Origin of the sequence: Brevundimonas sp. BAL450 (genome assembly GCF_015767455.1) — a bacterium.
In the GTDB taxonomy this organism is placed as follows: Bacteria; Pseudomonadota; Alphaproteobacteria; order Caulobacterales; family Caulobacteraceae; genus Brevundimonas; species Brevundimonas abyssalis.
In genome coordinates this window covers 1-14,562 of sequence record NZ_JADWOW010000045.1, presented here as the reverse complement: position 1 = coordinate 14,562, position 14,562 = coordinate 1, and the positions used below count along the sequence as shown (strand labels likewise).

The 14,562-nt window shown below is 70.5% G+C and carries 16 protein-coding genes; 6 read left to right on the top strand and 10 right to left on the bottom strand.

Features of this window, described 5'->3' with window-relative positions:
- Positions 1 to 73: 73 nt before the first annotated feature.
- Positions 74 to 637, bottom strand: coding sequence for an SH3 domain-containing protein (locus tag IWC96_RS06015; protein WP_021697316.1), 564 nt, complete (start codon positions 635 to 637; stop codon positions 74 to 76).
- A gap of 67 nt (positions 638 to 704) precedes the next feature.
- Between IWC96_RS06015 and IWC96_RS06010 the strand changes: the two genes are divergently transcribed.
- Entirely contained in the window at positions 705 to 1,691 is a 987-nt protein-coding gene (locus IWC96_RS06010) for a D-glycerate dehydrogenase (protein WP_196838581.1), read from the top strand.
- A 13-nt stretch (positions 1,692 to 1,704) separates the two neighbouring features.
- On the opposite strand, the gene IWC96_RS06005 is transcribed toward IWC96_RS06010, so the two are convergent.
- Genes IWC96_RS06005 through IWC96_RS05995 form a run of 3 tightly spaced genes read right to left on the bottom strand, consistent with a single transcriptional unit; the run spans position 1,705 to position 3,107 of the window.
- Positions 1,705 to 1,914: a helix-turn-helix transcriptional regulator gene (locus IWC96_RS06005; protein ID WP_045319014.1), complete on the bottom strand. Its 210-nt coding sequence runs from the start codon at positions 1,912 to 1,914 to the stop codon at positions 1,705 to 1,707.
- On the bottom strand, positions 1,907 to 2,350 hold the full coding sequence (locus IWC96_RS06000) for a hypothetical protein (RefSeq protein WP_021697313.1): 444 nt from the start codon (positions 2,348 to 2,350) through the stop codon (positions 1,907 to 1,909). The genes IWC96_RS06005 and IWC96_RS06000 overlap by 8 nt, the downstream gene beginning before the upstream one ends.
- A 43-nt stretch (positions 2,351 to 2,393) precedes the next feature.
- Positions 2,394 to 3,107 carry a CPBP family intramembrane glutamic endopeptidase gene (locus IWC96_RS05995; protein WP_052516763.1) on the bottom strand — a complete coding sequence of 238 codons (714 nt, stop codon included), beginning with the start codon at positions 3,105 to 3,107 and terminating at the stop codon, positions 2,394 to 2,396.
- Positions 3,108 to 3,205: 98 nt separating this feature from the next.
- On the opposite strand from IWC96_RS05995, the gene IWC96_RS05990 reads away from it, so the two are divergent.
- Positions 3,206 to 3,370 carry a hypothetical protein gene (locus IWC96_RS05990; RefSeq protein ID WP_158332126.1) on the top strand — a complete coding sequence of 55 codons (165 nt, stop codon included), beginning with the start codon at positions 3,206 to 3,208 and terminating at the stop codon, positions 3,368 to 3,370.
- Positions 3,371 to 3,461: 91 nt separating this feature from the next.
- Positions 3,462 to 5,537 (top strand): S9 family peptidase, encoded by a 2,076-nt coding sequence (locus tag IWC96_RS05985; RefSeq protein ID WP_021697310.1) that lies wholly within the window; start codon positions 3,462 to 3,464, stop codon positions 5,535 to 5,537.
- On the opposite strand, the gene IWC96_RS05980 is transcribed toward IWC96_RS05985, so the two are convergent.
- The gene (locus IWC96_RS05980) at positions 5,504 to 6,271 is read right to left on the bottom strand and encodes a molybdopterin-synthase adenylyltransferase MoeB (RefSeq protein WP_021697309.1); all 768 of its coding nucleotides are present in this window, start codon (positions 6,269 to 6,271) and stop codon (positions 5,504 to 5,506) included. The genes IWC96_RS05985 and IWC96_RS05980 overlap by 34 nt on opposite strands.
- A 44-nt stretch (positions 6,272 to 6,315) precedes the next feature.
- Positions 6,316 to 6,729, bottom strand: a complete 414-nt coding sequence (locus IWC96_RS05975; protein ID WP_196838580.1) for a BLUF domain-containing protein — start codon at positions 6,727 to 6,729, stop codon at positions 6,316 to 6,318.
- Between the two features lie 118 nt (positions 6,730 to 6,847).
- On the opposite strand from IWC96_RS05975, the gene hslV reads away from it, so the two are divergent.
- Complete coding sequence (hslV, locus tag IWC96_RS05970; protein ID WP_045319020.1) at positions 6,848 to 7,408, top strand: ATP-dependent protease subunit HslV; 561 nt, start codon at positions 6,848 to 6,850, stop codon at positions 7,406 to 7,408.
- 7 nt (positions 7,409 to 7,415) lie between these two features.
- Here the strand turns inward: hslV and IWC96_RS05965 are convergent, their stop codons facing one another.
- Positions 7,416 to 8,990 (bottom strand): carboxylesterase/lipase family protein, encoded by a 1,575-nt coding sequence (locus IWC96_RS05965; protein ID WP_196838579.1) that lies wholly within the window; start codon positions 8,988 to 8,990, stop codon positions 7,416 to 7,418.
- Positions 8,991 to 9,057: 67 nt separating this feature from the next.
- On the opposite strand from IWC96_RS05965, the gene IWC96_RS05960 reads away from it, so the two are divergent.
- Entirely contained in the window at positions 9,058 to 10,137 is a 1,080-nt protein-coding gene (locus IWC96_RS05960; protein WP_021697304.1) for an oxidoreductase, read from the top strand.
- 5 nt (positions 10,138 to 10,142) lie between these two features.
- The gene (locus IWC96_RS05955) at positions 10,143 to 10,625 is read left to right on the top strand and encodes a GNAT family N-acetyltransferase (RefSeq protein ID WP_021697303.1); all 483 of its coding nucleotides are present in this window, start codon (positions 10,143 to 10,145) and stop codon (positions 10,623 to 10,625) included.
- Here IWC96_RS05955 and IWC96_RS05950 read toward each other — a convergent pair.
- Genes IWC96_RS05950 through IWC96_RS05940 form a run of 3 tightly spaced genes read right to left on the bottom strand, consistent with a single transcriptional unit; the run spans position 10,616 to position 14,514 of the window.
- Entirely contained in the window at positions 10,616 to 11,410 is a 795-nt protein-coding gene (locus IWC96_RS05950) for a TIGR00730 family Rossman fold protein (protein WP_021697302.1), read from the bottom strand. The two genes, IWC96_RS05955 and IWC96_RS05950, sit on opposite strands and share 10 nt — an antisense overlap.
- Positions 11,411 to 11,441: 31 nt before the next feature.
- The gene (locus tag IWC96_RS05945) at positions 11,442 to 13,757 is read right to left on the bottom strand and encodes a caspase family protein (RefSeq protein WP_021697301.1); all 2,316 of its coding nucleotides are present in this window, start codon (positions 13,755 to 13,757) and stop codon (positions 11,442 to 11,444) included.
- A 4-nt stretch (positions 13,758 to 13,761) separates the two neighbouring features.
- Complete coding sequence (locus IWC96_RS05940) at positions 13,762 to 14,514, bottom strand: CHAT domain-containing protein (RefSeq protein WP_196838578.1); 753 nt, start codon at positions 14,512 to 14,514, stop codon at positions 13,762 to 13,764.
- Between the last annotated feature and the right edge of the window lie 48 nt (positions 14,515 to 14,562).

The window sequence follows — 14,562 nt, the reverse complement described above, 5'->3', positions numbered from 1 at the left end:
TGCGGGCGACAGGGCTTGTGATCGGGCGGTTACACGACGCAGGGGCGGGGCTCAACCTTCCGTCGGTCGAAGATCAGCGCCCGACGGCGCGTCCCGCGGGGGTCGAGGCCGGACATTGCGCCTGCGTCTGAACCCCGAACAGGGCCTCCTGCGGCGCCCAGCCGTGCAGGCGGCCGGACTGCAGCCGGCACCAGCCGTCCTCGCATCGATCCAGGGTGATCACGGCCCGCGCCGCCAGCCGCGCGCGGACGCCGGCCTCAGCATCGGGCCGACGGCGCAGGTCCAGCGGCGCATCGGTGCGGTTGAAGGCGGTGCGGCGGCCCGAGGTGATGGTGCGGTGGACCCAGGCCACATTGCCCTCGGGGTCGCAGACCTTGCGCCAGTCCCGGGTCTCGGCGACCACCTGAACCGGCAGGCCCGCGGCGCGGTACTCCCACAGGATGCGGTGATCGAGGCCGGGGCCGCGGCGCGCGCGGGCGGGCGAGGACTTGATGGACACCCAGCGGGGCACGTCGAAGCCCGACGGCGTGGGCCGCCCGTCCGGCATCTGGGCCCCGGCGCCGAGGCCCAGCGCCATGCCGGCGGCCAGCAGAACCGTGCGCAGGCTTTTGATCCTTCCCGACGCTTTGCTAGACACGTCCCGATCCCTCGGCCATTCCTCGGCGTCCGGCGCGATGCGCCGTCGTCACAGCCTGAAAGCGTCTATGTCCGCCAGCAATCTTAAGGTCGTGCTAACCAGACGGCTGCCCGACGCCGTCGAGACCCGCATGCGCGAGCTGTTCGACGCCGAACTGAACCTGACCGACGCCCCCATGGACCGGGCCGCGCTGGAGTCGGCCATGCAGCGCGCGGACGTTCTGGCCCCCACCATCACCGACCGAATCGACGCCGAGCTGATCGCCGGCGCGGGCGAGCAGCTGAAGATGATCGCCAATTTCGGCGCGGGGGTGGATCATATCGATGTGGAGGCGGCGGTGGCGCGGGGCATCATCGTCACCAACACGCCCGGCGTCCTGACCGAGGACACCGCCGACCTGGCCATGACCCTGATCCTGGCGGTGTCGCGCCGGGTCGTGGAGGGCGCGCAGGTGATGGCCGAGGGCCGCTTCACCGGCTGGACCCCCACCTGGATGAACGGCCGCAAGCTGTGGGGCAAGCGGCTGGGCATCGTCGGCATGGGCCGCATCGGCCAGGCCCTGGCCCGCCGCGCCAGGGCGTTCGGGCTTCAGGTCCACTATCACAACAGAAAGCCGGTCAGCGCCGCCATCGAGGCGGAGCTGGGCGCAACCTACTGGGATGACCTGGACCAGATGCTGGGGCGCATGGACCTGATCTCCCTGAACTGCCCGGCGACGAAGGAGACCCACCACCTGATGTCGGCCGAGCGGCTGGCGAAGCTGCAGCCCCATGTGATCCTGGTGAACACCGCGCGCGGTGAGCTGATCGATGAGGCGGCGCTGGCCGACGCGGTGCGCGAGAAAGCCATCGCCGGGGTGGGCCTGGACGTGTTCGAGCACGAGCCGAAGGTGCATCCCGGTCTGGTTGGCCATGCCAATGTGGTGCTGCTGCCCCACCTCGGCTCCGCCACCCTGGAGACGCGCCGGGAAATGGGCGAGCGGGTGATCCAGAACATCATGACCTACGCCAACGGGCACCGCCCGCCGGACCGGGTCATTCCCGCGATGCTCTAGGCGTAACGCGGGCTCATGCCCTGAGAAAGAACAGGGTTTCGACCGGGGCGTTGAGCGCGCGGGCCAGCTTCAGCGCCAGGGTGGTGGAGGGCGTGAAGACCTCGTTCTCGACGGTGTTGATGGTTTTTCGGGAAACCCCGACCAGGGCGGCGAGCTCCGCCTGGGTCAGGCCGGCGTCGCTGCGAAGAGCCTTGAGCCTGTTGCCGAGTTCGCTTTCAGCCATCGTCACCCTGACGTTCGAAGATCGCGAAGCTCAGAACATGGGCCAGGACGCCCGACAGAAGCACGCCCGTGAGGACCGGTGCGAGGGGCATGTCGATGAAGACGCTGAGGGGCAGCGTATAGCCGGCCGCCGCCGCGATCGCCACGTAGCCCACCGCCATGGCCCTGACGCTGTTGCGGGTGGAGAGTTCGTCGTTGAGCTCCTGGTTCATGGATCGGTCCCGCAACGCCCGGAGTTGCAGGACGGTCAGACCTATGCTGCCTGGTGCGGCCAGCAGCAACCCCACCGCCAGGATGATCAGCACGGTCGTCGTGTGATTTGCGCCGAGGGCGCCGGTCTGCAGCAGGATCGCGCTGGGCATGAGCATGGCCAGACCAAGGGCGAGGCTGAACATCAACCGCCGTCTTGTGCGGGCGGGGTTTTTCAGGGGCGGCATGTCGGGTCTCCTTCTGGCAGGATTCTGATCAGGGTGATGGCAGTCAATTCATATGGCCCGGCAGGGGCAGGCCGAGGAAGATCAAGGTCAGGCCGTAGGTGTCCATCAGGCCGTGGGCGATGATCGGCGCCCACAGATTCCGCCCTGAGGCGTAGTAGGTGATCGCGAGGATCACTCCCACAAAGGCGGTGATCAAGACGCCCGTGGGGCCTTGTATGGCGTGCAGAAGGCCGAACATGAGAGCCTGGGCGAGGACAGCGGCGGCAATCGCGATGCGGCTCCCGCCGAACAGAGTCGTCAGCCGGTCCATCACGAAGCCGCGGGCGAACAGTTCCTCGCCAACCGCTGCGCTCCCCCACACCACCAGAACCATCCAGACCAGATAGGCGGCTGCATTGCCTTCAATGGAAAGGCGAATATAGGTCAGGTCCAGGGGCGGCCAGTCGGTCGTGGCCTGGATCGCCATGCCCAGCGCCAGGGCGCCGAGATTCGCCGCGACCGCCGCGATCACCGCCAGCACAAGCGTCCGCGTCCAACCGACGGGCCGAGCCAGGCCCAGTTGACGGTAGGAAGAGCGACGCAGTCTGAGGAGGAGCGCTCCGACGAGCACCGCCCCCCACATCGCAAGAGCCAGCAGGGGGGTCTGAAGCCACTCGACTGCATTGTTCGCGACCAGGACGCCCAGGACTGCTGAAGCGATGAACAGACCCGCAAAGGCGGCGACGATCTCGGCGGCTGACTGCGCCGCGCCGACCAAACCGGCTCCCTTTGAAGCATTTGCTGTCATGACGCACCTCCCGTGTCACCTGTGAGTTACATCATGGTCTGATGCAGGCGTAACGTCAAGGTTACATTTTGCGTTCGATCACTGCGGCCTCGCGCAACAGCCAGGTCAGACCGCTGCCAAGGCTGGGACACCCTGGAGACGCGTCGGAGATGGGCGAGCGGGTGATCCAGAACATCATGACCTGCGCCAACGGGCGCCGCCCGCCGGACCGGGTCATTCCCGCGATGCTGTGACGTCGAGCCACTTTCGGGTTGACCGGAGCGGTCCCCCCGGCTGAACTTCAGGTTGTCGGCGCGTGGCCGGCGCGTAGTGCCGGGGGGCTTCATGACAATCAGGATCAACGCACCGAGCGGCCCGTTCAGGGACGCCGGGATCGAAAGCCTGCGCGCCGGGCTCACCCGTCGGGGTCTGCTGGGGTGCGGCGCCGGAGCGGCGGGCGCGGTCCTGCTGGGCGCGGCAGGCGACGCCCGCTCGCAGGACGCCGTCCAGCCCCATGCCCTGGCTGAGTTCTTCCAGGGCAACCAGGTGGCGGCCGCGGCCCTGTCACCCTCCGGCGAACGGGTCGCCGTGTTGCTGAACATCGGCGAGGGCGGCGCCCGGCGCATGGTCGTGGATCTGATCGAGGCGTCCGACCCCTCCGGTCCGCGCCGTCGGGTTCCCGTCGGCGATTTTGACGTGGAGACCTTGGTCTGGGCCAACGAACGGCGGGTGATGTTGCGTCTGGTGATCCCGGTGACGGGGGGCGGCAATACGCCCGTGGGCCGCGGCATCGCCAACAGGACCTATGAGATCCTGAGCCGGCGCATGGTCTCCATGGACCTGGAGACGGGCGAACACACCCTCATGTTCGGCAATGAGCGCGTGCGCCTGCGCGAAAGCCTGAATCTGGGCTATGTGGTCGACTATCTGGCGGACGATCCCGGCCATGTGCTGATGGCTGCGCGGGAGTACAGCGGGCTGGTGGCCCTGCATCGGGTCAATGTGGACACCGGCCGCGCCGAACTGGTCGAGCGGGGCAGCCAGCTGACCCTGGACTGGTCCACAATCAACGGCGTGCCCGTCATGCGCCGGGACATCAGCACCCGCGGCTCCTTCATCAACATCTTCGTGCGGCCGAACGGGCAGGGGCGCTGGCGCCGGGCCTGGCGCCAGCCCACGGCACAGTTGGCCCTGGCGGACTTCCTCTGGATCGGCGCGTCCGAACGGCCCGGACACGCCCTGGTGGCGGCCCGACTGGAGAATGAGGACGTGCTGTCGGTGCGCGATCTGGATCTGGAGACGCTGGAATACGGTCCGCCGCGCGCGTCCCGGCCCGGGCTGGACGTGACCGCCACCCTTCGGGATGTGCGCGGTCGCTACATGGCCGCGGCCTATTATTCGCCCCGGCTGGAGTACGACTTCGTCGATGCGTCGCTGGGCGCTCATCACCGGGCCATGAACGGCTTCTTCGGCGACGAGTGCAACGTGGCCCTCAGCGACGTGGATGCGGCCCACAACCGCTTCATCATCCGGGCCAGCGGCCCCCGCGACGCCGGAAGCTGGTATCTCTATGACAAGGCAGCCCGCCATTTCGAATATCTGGGCGCCCGGACCCTGCTCGACACCCGCCGCCTGTCTCCGGCCCAGGCCGTCCAGGTCAGCACGAGGGACGGAGCGACCATTGAAGCCTATGTGACGGCTCCGCCCGGGGGAAGGCCCGGTCCGGTCATCGCCCTGGTCCACGGCGGTCCGGAGTCCCGCGACGTGCTGGGCTGGGACCGTCAGGCTCAGGTCCTGGCCGCCCAGGGATGGTGGGTGGTGCAGCCCCAGTTCCGCGGTTCAGGCGGCTTCGGCCTGGCGTTCGCCAGCCAGGGCTGGAAGCGCTGGGGTGACCGCATGCAGGAGGACGTGGAGGACTCCCTGGCCCATGTCATCCGCGAGCGGGGGCTGGATGAAAGCCGGGTGGCGATCATGGGGACCAGCTATGGCGGCTATGCTGCGCTGATGGGCGCGGTGCGGCGGCCGGACCTGTACAAGGCCGCCATTTCCATCTGCGGGCTGGGCGATCTGGCCGACTCCCTGGCCTATGACCGGCGTGACGACGAAAGTGCGGACGGCTTTGTCTATAATTACTGGGTCAACCGCATCGGCGATCCGCGCACGGACGCCGCCGCCATCGCCGCCGCCTCGCCGCGGCTGCGGGCCGCGGAGATCGACTGCCCGGTCCTGCTGGTCCACGGGGTCAACGACCGTATCGTCCAGGTTCACCAGTCGCGGCAAATGCACGAAGCCCTGCGGGCGGCCGGCAAGCGGTCGGATTATGTGGAGGTCTCAGGGGCGGGGCACGCCGACTGGGAGGATGACGTGGAGCAATCGCTGATGGAGCGCTATGTGGCGCTGTTCTCGGAAGTGTTCGCCTGACCTGAACAGACGGGGCACTCCGGATCGGCGCCCACCGCCACGGTGCGCGCCGACCCTTTCAGCCCGTCGAAGATCATCAGCCGCCCGGCCAGCGGTTGGCCCGCCCCGGTGATCAGCTTGATGGCCTCCAGCGCGGCGATGGAGCCGATCACCCCGGCCAGCGCCCCGATGACGCCGACGCGGGCGCAGGTCTCGGCGTCGGGCGGAACCTCGGTGACCAGACAGCGGTAGCAGGGCCGCCCGGCGAACACCCCCACCTGCCCGTCCCACCGGCCCAGCGCCCCGCTGACCAGCGGCCGCCCCGCCGCGACGCAGGCGGCGTTGACCGTCAGGCGGGTCTCGAAATCGTCGGTTCCGTCGATGACCACGTCATGGGCGGCGACCAGATCGCGGGCGTTGTCCGCCGTGATCCGTTGCTCCAGCGCCTGCACCCGCACGTGGGGATTGAGGGCGGTCAGCCGGGAGGCGCCCGCATCCACCTTGGACCGTCCGATGTCGGATGTGGCGAACAGCACCTGCCGCTGGAGGTTGGACAGGGCCACCGCGTCGTGGTCGATCAGGGTGATGGCCCCCACGCCCGCCGCCGCCAGATACAGCGCCGCCGGCGCTCCCACGCCGCCCGCGCCGACGATCAGCACCGACGCGCGCGACAGGGCCTGCTGCCCCGGCCCGCCGACCTCGGCCAGCACCAGATGGCGCGCGTATCGTTCGACCTCGTCGGGGGAAAAGCTCACGCGGGTGATGTAGCGCGCCGAACGGCGGAAATCACCTGCGCGGGTCAGGCCTGGGCGCCGGCCTGCGCCACCGCGGCCACCAGCAGGGCGAAGGCCGAGCCCGCCGTCAGGGCGTCCAGCGGCTGGCGCGACACCAGCGGCGTGATGCGCGGGGTCACCAGGATCTGTCCCATGCTCCACTCCGGGAACGCGCGTTCCCGGATGGTTTCAAAGCCCAGCATGCGGATGCCGGTGTGGCGCGGGTCTTTCTGGAGGCGGGTCATCAGCCGGTCGATGTCGGTGCGCGCGCCCTCCAGGGCCTGCAGGAACCAGCCGTCATGGGACAGAAGCACGCCCGTCAGCCTGTCGCGCCGATTGTTCCGCTCCGACACCCCCAGGATCTCGGCCACCGACAGCAGGTTCGCCCCCGCATTGCCCACGGCCTGACTGATATAGATGGCTCGGCAAAGCTGAGTCATCGGTACTCCTGACGCACTGAAACTGGAACTGTGTCGCAATCGCTAGGTGAATATCCTTAACAGAATCCTCGGCGGCTTGATCGCGGCAGAGCAAACCGCCATTTCCTGTGGCATGAGCATGAACACCACGCCCCAGGGCGCCTTTCCCGACTGGCACGGCACCACCATCATCGCGGTGCGCAAGAACGGCCGCACGGTCATCGCCGGCGACGGCCAGGTCTCCATGGGGCCGACCATCGTCAAGGGCGCCGCGCGCAAGGTGCGCGTGCTGGCGGGCGGCAAGGTGCTGGCGGGCTTCGCCGGCGCCACGGCCGACGCCTTCACCCTGATCGAGCGGCTGGAGGCCAAGCTGGAGCAGTATCCCGACCAGCTGGCCCGCGCCTGCGTGGACCTGGCCAAGGACTGGCGCACCGACCGCTATCTGCGGCGGCTGGAGGCCATGCTGCTGGTGGCCGACGCCTCGTCCATCTTCACCGTCACCGGCGTGGGCGATGTGCTGGAGCCGGAGCACGGCGTGGCGGCGGTGGGCTCGGGCGGCAATTTCGCCCTCGCCGCCGCCCGCGCCCTCAGCGACCACACCGACATGGACGCCGAACAGATCGCCCGCAAGGCCATGGCCATCGCCGCGGACATCTGCGTCTACACCAACGGCAATCTGACGGTTGAGACGCTCGACTAGAAGACGGTCACGTGCCCGGCTGGATGTACGGAATGCGGGCGAAGAATTCCCGCTCGTCGCCGCGCGGATCGTTCGCCATGCGGCTGGTCACATCGAACAGCATGGTCTCGCGGTGCTCCAGCCCATAGGGCGTCCATGCGGGCAGGCCCGCATGGTTCGGATTGCCGTTTCGCGCCAGCGCGATGAAGGCGTCGGCCATCGCGTTCGACACATCCTGCGCGCCCGGCCCGTTCACCCGGGATTCCGGGATCGTCACATTGTCGAACGCCAGGGCGATGTCGGCGGTGTGGAACGCCCCCGCGCGGCCGTTGGGCAGGGTCCCCGGATAATCCAGCTGATAGACCCAGGCCGGACTGCCCTGTTTCGCGCGCTCCTCGGCCTCGATGACGGCGGCGCGCCAGGACCGGCCCGCCGTGGTGGCGCCGATCAGCACCTGATCCGGGGTCCAGTCCGGCTTCATGCGGCGATAGCCTTCGATCACCATCTCCGGGGCGATGTCGATGCGCATGACGTCGGGTGTCAGCCGCGCCGGCAGGGTCTCCCACGTCAGGCCCGCATTGGCGGGGTCATTGCCCATGAAGGCCAGGGTCTCCTCGCGCGTGTTGCCGATGATCATGGGGATGTGCGCCGACCGGGCCGGGGCGTCCGGGTAGAACGGGTGGCGCGTCAGGCTGCGTCCATCCAGCAGCGGCGCGAAATTGATCCCGCCATAACCCTGCACCGGATCGCGCGCGGCCGAAGCCGCAAGCATCTGGTCCACCGGCAGGGTCTTGAGCGCATGAGCCGTCGCGGGCGTCAGGCCGGCGGCCTCGATCATGGCCAGGCCCCGGGCGGTTCCGTTCATGGGGCCGCATGCTGTCACCTGCTGGCCGCTCATGGTGGCCACGGCGTGGAACAGGCCGTCGGCGGCGGGCATGGCCATCAGGGTGGCGATCTTGGCCCCGCCGCCCGACTGGCCGAACAGCATGACCCGCGCCGGATCGCCGCCGAAGGCGGCGATGTTGTCGCGCACCCACTGCAGCGCCAGCACCAGATCCAGCTGGCCCAGATTGCCCGAGTCCTCGAACCCCTCGCCCGCCACCCGGGCGAAGGCGCCGTAGCCCAAGATGTTCAGCCTGTGGTTCACCGTCACGACAACAACGTCGCCGCGCCGCGCCAGCCGGGTTCCGTCATACAGCGGGTGGGATCCCGATCCGGTCGAATAGCCGCCGCCGTGGATGTAGAGCATCACCGGCCGCCGGGCGCCGTCGGTGGCCGGGGTCCAGACGTTCAGGAACAGGCAGTCCTCCGACTGGTTCGGCTCGTCGCCCCGCTGGGGACAGGCCGCGCCATAGTCGAACGCCTCCGCGGGGCGGGTCCACGGCCGGGGCGCCCGGGGCGGCAGGAAGCGCCGGTAACCGGTGTCATCACCGTAACGCAAACCCTTGAACACCGAGATGTCGCTGTCCCTCCGGCCGATCACGGGGCCGTTGGTGGTGCGCACGGCGGGCAGGGCGCCCTGGGCGTGAACGCCGGAGGGAAAGGCCGCCATTGCGGCGGCGGCGACACCTGCTCCGGTCAGGCTGCGTCGGGTCAGGGTCATGGGCGTTCCTCGGTCACTTTACGGGCGGCTCTGGCGTCGGCCGCGCTTCGGTCCCACTGTTCGCCCCATGGCCGCATCCGTCAACGCCTCCGCGATCAATGTCGCCCTCGTGGGCTACGGCTACGCCGGCCGGGTCTTCCACGCGCCCCTGATCCGGGCCACCCCGGGCCTGGCCCTGCACACGGTGGTCTCCAGCCGCCCGGAAGATGTCCACGCCGAGCTGCCGGATGTGCGCGTGGTCGGCGATGTGGAGGCGATGCTGGCCGACCCCGCCATCGGCCTGATGGTCATCGCCACGCCCAACGCCCTGCACGCCCCCCTGGCCCGCCGCGCGATCGAGGCCGGCCTCGCGGTGGTGGTGGACAAGCCCTTCACCGTGACCGTCGCCGAGGCCCGCGCCCTGCAGACCCTGAGCGAGGACAAGGGCGGCTTCCTCACCGTGTTCCACAACCGCGCCTGGGACGCGGACTTCCTGACGATCCAGCAGTTGATCCGCGACCGGCGTCTGGGGCGCATCACCCGCTTCGAAAGTCACTTCAGCCGCTTCCGCCCGCAGGTGCGCGACCGCTGGCGCGAGCGGCCGGGGCCGGGCGCGGGAATCTGGTACGATCTGGGCCCGCATCTGGCGGATCAGGCCCTGCGCGTCATGGGCCGCCCGGTGGCCCTGAGCGCCGACATCGCCACGGTGCGCTCCGGCGGCGGCGCCGACGACTGGTTCCATGTGGTGATGCGGTTCGCCGACGACAGCCGCGCCATCCTGCACGCTGACATGATGTCCACCACCAACCTGCGCTTCGTGGTGGAGAGCGAGACCGGCGGCTTCGTCAAACATGGCCTCGACCCGCAGGAGGACGCGCTCAAGGCCGGCGCGCTTCCCGGCGGGCCCGGCTGGGGGGTCGACCCCCGCCCTGGCGTCCTGACCACCGTCGACGCCGACGGCCGCCGCACCGAAGAGATTGTCCAGGGCCCGCCCGGCGACTATCTGGCGCTGTATCGCGACGTGCGCGATGTCTGGTCCGATTTCTCGCCCTCTATTCCTGACCACCAGCGTCCCGTCCCCCTGAACCGGGCCGTGGAGGTGATGGAGCTGATCGAGGCGGGTCTGGTCAGCGCACGGGAGCGCCGCGAGGTGGTTCTGGAGGAGTAAGCCTCATGTCCGACGCCGTCGTCTCCGAGGTCGTCATCGTCCCGTTCGAGCCCCGTCATACGGCGGCCTGGACGGCGCTGAACGAAGCCTGGATCAGCCGCCTGTTCGTGGTGGAGCCCAAGGACCGGCTGGTGCTGGACGATCCCCAGGGCCAGATTCTGGACAGAGGCGGCCACATCCTCATGGCCGAGATCGACGGGCGGCCCGTGGGCTGCTGCGCCCTGATCGCCATGGCCGACGACGGCTATGAACTGGCCAAGATGGCGGTGGACGAGACCCTGCGCGGGCACGGCATCGGCAAGCGCCTGATGACCGCCGCCATCGCCCTGGCCCGCGAGCTCAAGGCGCCGCGTCTGTACATCGAGACCAACTCGTCCCTGACCAACGCCATCGGTCTGTACGCGGCCCACGGCTTCCGCCACATGGAGGCCCAGCCCACCGCCTACGCCCGCTGCAACGTGTGGATGGAGCTGACGCTTCAGGGCTGAGCGATGTCCTCGTGGGGGCGTAGTCCACCCTCCAGCAGCGCCGCCCAGACCCCCTCGGCGTCGTCGGCGTAGCGGAACAGCTCCAGATCCTTGGGCGAAATGGTGCCGTGCTCGATCAGGGTCTCGAAGCCGATCACCGCGCGCCAGTAGGCCTCGTCGAACAGGACGATGGGGATGGGCGGGGCCTTGCCGGTCTGGCGCAGGGTCAGAAGCTCGAACAGCTCGTCAAGCGTCCCGAACCCGCCGGGAAACACCACCAGCGCATTGGCCCGCATGGCCAGGTGCATCTTCCGCATGGCGAAATAGTGGAAGCGGAAGGTCAGGTCCGGCGTGGTCCAGCGGTTGGGCTCCTGCTCGTGGGGCAGGGTGATGTTGAAGCCGATGGACGGGGCGCCGGCTTCGATGGCCCCGCGATTGGCCGCCTCCATGATTCCGGGTCCGCCGCCGGTGGCGATGACGTTGTCGCGGATCCCGCCGTTCTGGCACAGGGCGCCGCCACGTTCCGAGGCGATGCGGCCGAACAGGCGCGCCTGGTCGTACCAGTGGCCGTGGCGGCCGCCGCCGTTCTCGCCGAACCGGGCGCTGCCGAACACCACGATGGTGGAGCGCACGCCCCAGGCGCGCAGATGCTCCTCGGCCTTGGCGTACTCCAGCTGGAACCGCACCCCGCGCATGGAGTCCCCCAGCATGAAGTCCTGGTCCAGGGCCGCCAGCCGGTAGGCGGGGGCGTCCATCTGCTCGGTGTTGGGACGGTCGGGGGCGGCGGGAGCGTCGTGATCGGTCATGGCGAGAGCCTAGCAGCCGCCGGTCGCGAAGCTAGTCTCCGCTCTCCACGCGCCAGGAGAAGCGGCGCACGGCGACCTCGCCCGGCGTAGCGGGGACCGAGGCCGAGCGGGTCGCGCCGAAGCGGGCTTCCTCGAACAGGGCCAGCAGGGGCGTGGAGACATCGCCCGAGCGGGTGGTCTCCGTGGGCCCCAGGGCGACGGTGTCGCCCACCCCAGGCTGAGCCAGACGGGCGAAGCCGGCCGGGGCGCCGCCGCGCGGATCCGCCAGCACAGCGATGACGGCCATCTCCTCGCGCGGAATGCGGACCGGCTGGGCGGGGTCCAGCTGGACCGCCGTCATGCGGGCGCGGCCGGGTTCGAAGCGCACGGCGGGTCGCCCGTCCATCCACGGCAAGGCCCAGATGGTTCCGTCCGGCGACAGGGACAGGGGCGTGACGTCCAGGCTGGTCTGGCCGGTGTTGACGATGCGGGCGAAGATGACGTCGCAGGGGCGCAGCACCGGCGGCTGGGCCTGATCCAGGCCCAGGGCGCTGAACGGCGCCGCGTCGGCCGGGGGGCGGTCCGTCAGGCCCCGGTGGCCGGGATGATAGGGCGGGCAACGTCCCGGGCGGGTGTCTGTGGGCCGCCACAGATAGAGCTCGGCGGTCAGGCCGGCGACGGCGCCCGTGGCGGACTCGTCCAGCGCCGCCAGCAGGGTCCGCACCCGCCAGGCCCGCGCGGCCCGCAGCACCGCGTCCGCGATGGCCTGCCGTCGCCAGGCCCGTCCCTCCGCCATGCGAAGCCGGTAGAAGCTGGACATGTCGAGCTCGCCCATGACCGCGTCGGCGGCGTGCGGGTCGGGGCTTTCGGACAGGATGATGACCCGGTCCTGCTCATGCAGATAGAGCTGCGCCTCCTGATCGGTGGCCACCGCCTCGACGCCGATATCCCCGGCGACGTCGGCCAGTATGGCGTCGAGCGGATGGCGCTGCGGATGGGAGGGCACGGCCGCCACGCGATAGGTCAGGGGCGCGCCGCGCTCCACCATGCGGACGGACCAGAGCCGCTCATCGGTGTAGGGGCGGCCTTCCGGTGTTCTGATGTCCGCCCAGTCGCCCGCCGAAGCCTCGGGACCATCGGCGGGGGTCAGGCGGGCGCGGGCGGGCTCCACCTCCGACACCCGGCCGTACAGCACCACGCGCTCCCGTCCGGCGCGGGTCTCGGACAGGGCCACCAGGCTGTTCTCGGTCAGGCCGTGCAGGGCGCCCGCGTTCAGGCGAAGGCCGCCCATGCCGGCGCGGCCGTCGATGACGCGCAGGGCCGGCTTGCCCACGGTCCAGGGCGGGGTCTCGGCCGCGCCGCGCCCCAGGATGGGTCGATCCAGATCGCCCTCGAACTGGGCCGGGGCGTCCAGCCGCACGGCCCGGTCGCGCACGTCATGCTCGATCAGGCTGGCCTGCACCCGCGCGGCCACGTCGGCCCAGGTGGCGGCGGTGGGGTCCGACAGGGCGGCGGCCATGTAGACGCTGAGCAGGCCGTGGGGCGCGCGGGCGGACAGGTCGGCCCAGATGGGCGCCAGGCCCTGCATGGCCCGGTCGCCCGCGGGGGCGGCGAAGAAGGCCGCATAGGACCCGATGCGGCGGCCGCCGTCCGAAGGGCGTGCTTCCACATCCATGCGGGGGTCCGGCCGTCCGGCGCGCGTGAAGTCCGCCCGCCCCCGGGTGGCGTCGCCGGCGTGGCAGAAGTCCCCCACGAAGACCACGTCCACGCCCAGGCCGCGCAGCCGGTCGATGTAGCGGCCGATCTCGTTGTCGATCAGCACGCCGGCGAGGGGGTCCAGCCGCGCGCGGTCGTAGGTCTCGCCGATGATCCCGTAGCCTTGCGGCAGGAAGACCTCGTCCAGGCCGCTGAGCTCCGAGCCGCGAATGGCTTCGCGCTGACGCCAGCCGTGACCGGCCAGATGGATCACCGCCTGATCACCGGGCCGGGCCTGATCGATCAGGCGGTCCAGGGCCGCGCGGATGGCGGACAGGGTCGGGGCGGCGGTGATCGGCACGGGGTGGCGCGATTGATGGCGGGCGTCCTCCGGCCGGGTGGTCAGGACGGCGATGTCGGCCGGGTCGGCGCCGCGCTCGATCAGCACGTCGGCCATCAGCAGGGCGTCGTTGCGCGGGCCCGACAGGTCGCCCAGCCCCAGCGGATCGTCGCCATAGTCCGAGACCCCGACCAGCACCGCCAGGATGCGGGGCGGAGACGGCTCCGGCGTCTCCGCCGCGGCCGACAGTCCCTGCGCCGCGCCGAGGACCAGCAGGATCAGGACCAGCCGACGCCCGAAACGCCAGGAGAGGTGTCCGTTGCGCCCGCCCATGCGATCAGCCCGGCTCGCCCACCAGGGTGAAGGGCGCCCAGTAGGCCGGGTGCGCCCAGCGGGGGTTGTCGCGCACCGCCCGCATGCCTTCGCGCAGGGCCCGGGCCCGCTCGCCGATGTCGGCGTCGTCCAGGGCGGCGAAGGTGCGGGTCATCAGCTCGGTGGTGGCGGCGTCCGACACCTCCCAGTGGGACACCACCAGCGACCGCGCCCCGGCGTAGAAGAAGGCGCGTGCCAGGCCCGACAGGCCCTCGCCTCCAGGCTGGCCGTCGGAGGCGGCGGTGTTGCAGGCGGACAGCACCACGAAGTCGGCGCTGAGGCGCAGTTCGGCCGCTTCCGAGGCGCTGAGATAGCCGTCGTCCTCGGCGGTGCCGATGGACGGCGGAGTCAGCACCAGCCCCGGCTCGGCCTGATCGGACCCGGCCAGCAGGCCGTGGGTGGAGAACACCACGAAGCGGGCGCGCGACAGGGCCTCGCGGTCCGTCTGGCGCACGGCGGTCTCGGTGGCCGCCTCGCCCATGCGCACCAGGCTGCGGGGATAGCGGGACTGCAGCGCCTCCAGCTCGGCGCGCGAGCCGGGCAGGGCCGGCAGGGCGCGCAGGCGCTCAACGTCGGCCAGCGGGCCGTCGCCCATCAGATCGCCCGCGGGCGGCGCGCCTCGCGCGGCGCCGACGGCGTGACCCGCCAGAACAGGGGCGCCGAAGGCGACCAGCTCGATGCGCTCTCCCGCCGCCGCCTGAGGGGCGGGAGAGCGCATCGAGCTGGTCGCCTTCGGCGCCCCTGTTCTGGCGGGTCACGCCGTCGG

Coding starts and splice junctions, on each gene's coding strand:
- IWC96_RS06010 (WP_196838581.1), top strand. CDS start 705: ATGTCCGCCAGCAATCTTAAGGTCGTGCTAACCAGACGGCTGCCCGAC.
- IWC96_RS06005 (WP_045319014.1), bottom strand. CDS start 1,914: ATGGCTGAAAGCGAACTCGGCAACAGGCTCAAGGCTCTTCGCAGCGAC.
- IWC96_RS06000 (WP_021697313.1), bottom strand. CDS start 2,350: ATGCCGCCCCTGAAAAACCCCGCCCGCACAAGACGGCGGTTGATGTTC.
- IWC96_RS05985 (WP_021697310.1), top strand. CDS start 3,462: ATGACAATCAGGATCAACGCACCGAGCGGCCCGTTCAGGGACGCCGGG.
- IWC96_RS05975 (WP_196838580.1), bottom strand. CDS start 6,729: ATGACTCAGCTTTGCCGAGCCATCTATATCAGTCAGGCCGTGGGCAAT.
- hslV (WP_045319020.1), top strand. CDS start 6,848: ATGAACACCACGCCCCAGGGCGCCTTTCCCGACTGGCACGGCACCACC.
- IWC96_RS05965 (WP_196838579.1), bottom strand. CDS start 8,990: ATGACCCTGACCCGACGCAGCCTGACCGGAGCAGGTGTCGCCGCCGCC.
- IWC96_RS05960 (WP_021697304.1), top strand. CDS start 9,058: ATGGCCGCATCCGTCAACGCCTCCGCGATCAATGTCGCCCTCGTGGGC.
- IWC96_RS05955 (WP_021697303.1), top strand. CDS start 10,143: ATGTCCGACGCCGTCGTCTCCGAGGTCGTCATCGTCCCGTTCGAGCCC.
- IWC96_RS05950 (WP_021697302.1), bottom strand. CDS start 11,410: ATGACCGATCACGACGCTCCCGCCGCCCCCGACCGTCCCAACACCGAG.
- IWC96_RS05945 (WP_021697301.1), bottom strand. CDS start 13,757: ATGGGCGGGCGCAACGGACACCTCTCCTGGCGTTTCGGGCGTCGGCTG.
- IWC96_RS05940 (WP_196838578.1), bottom strand. CDS start 14,514: ATGCGCTCTCCCGCCCCTCAGGCGGCGGCGGGAGAGCGCATCGAGCTG.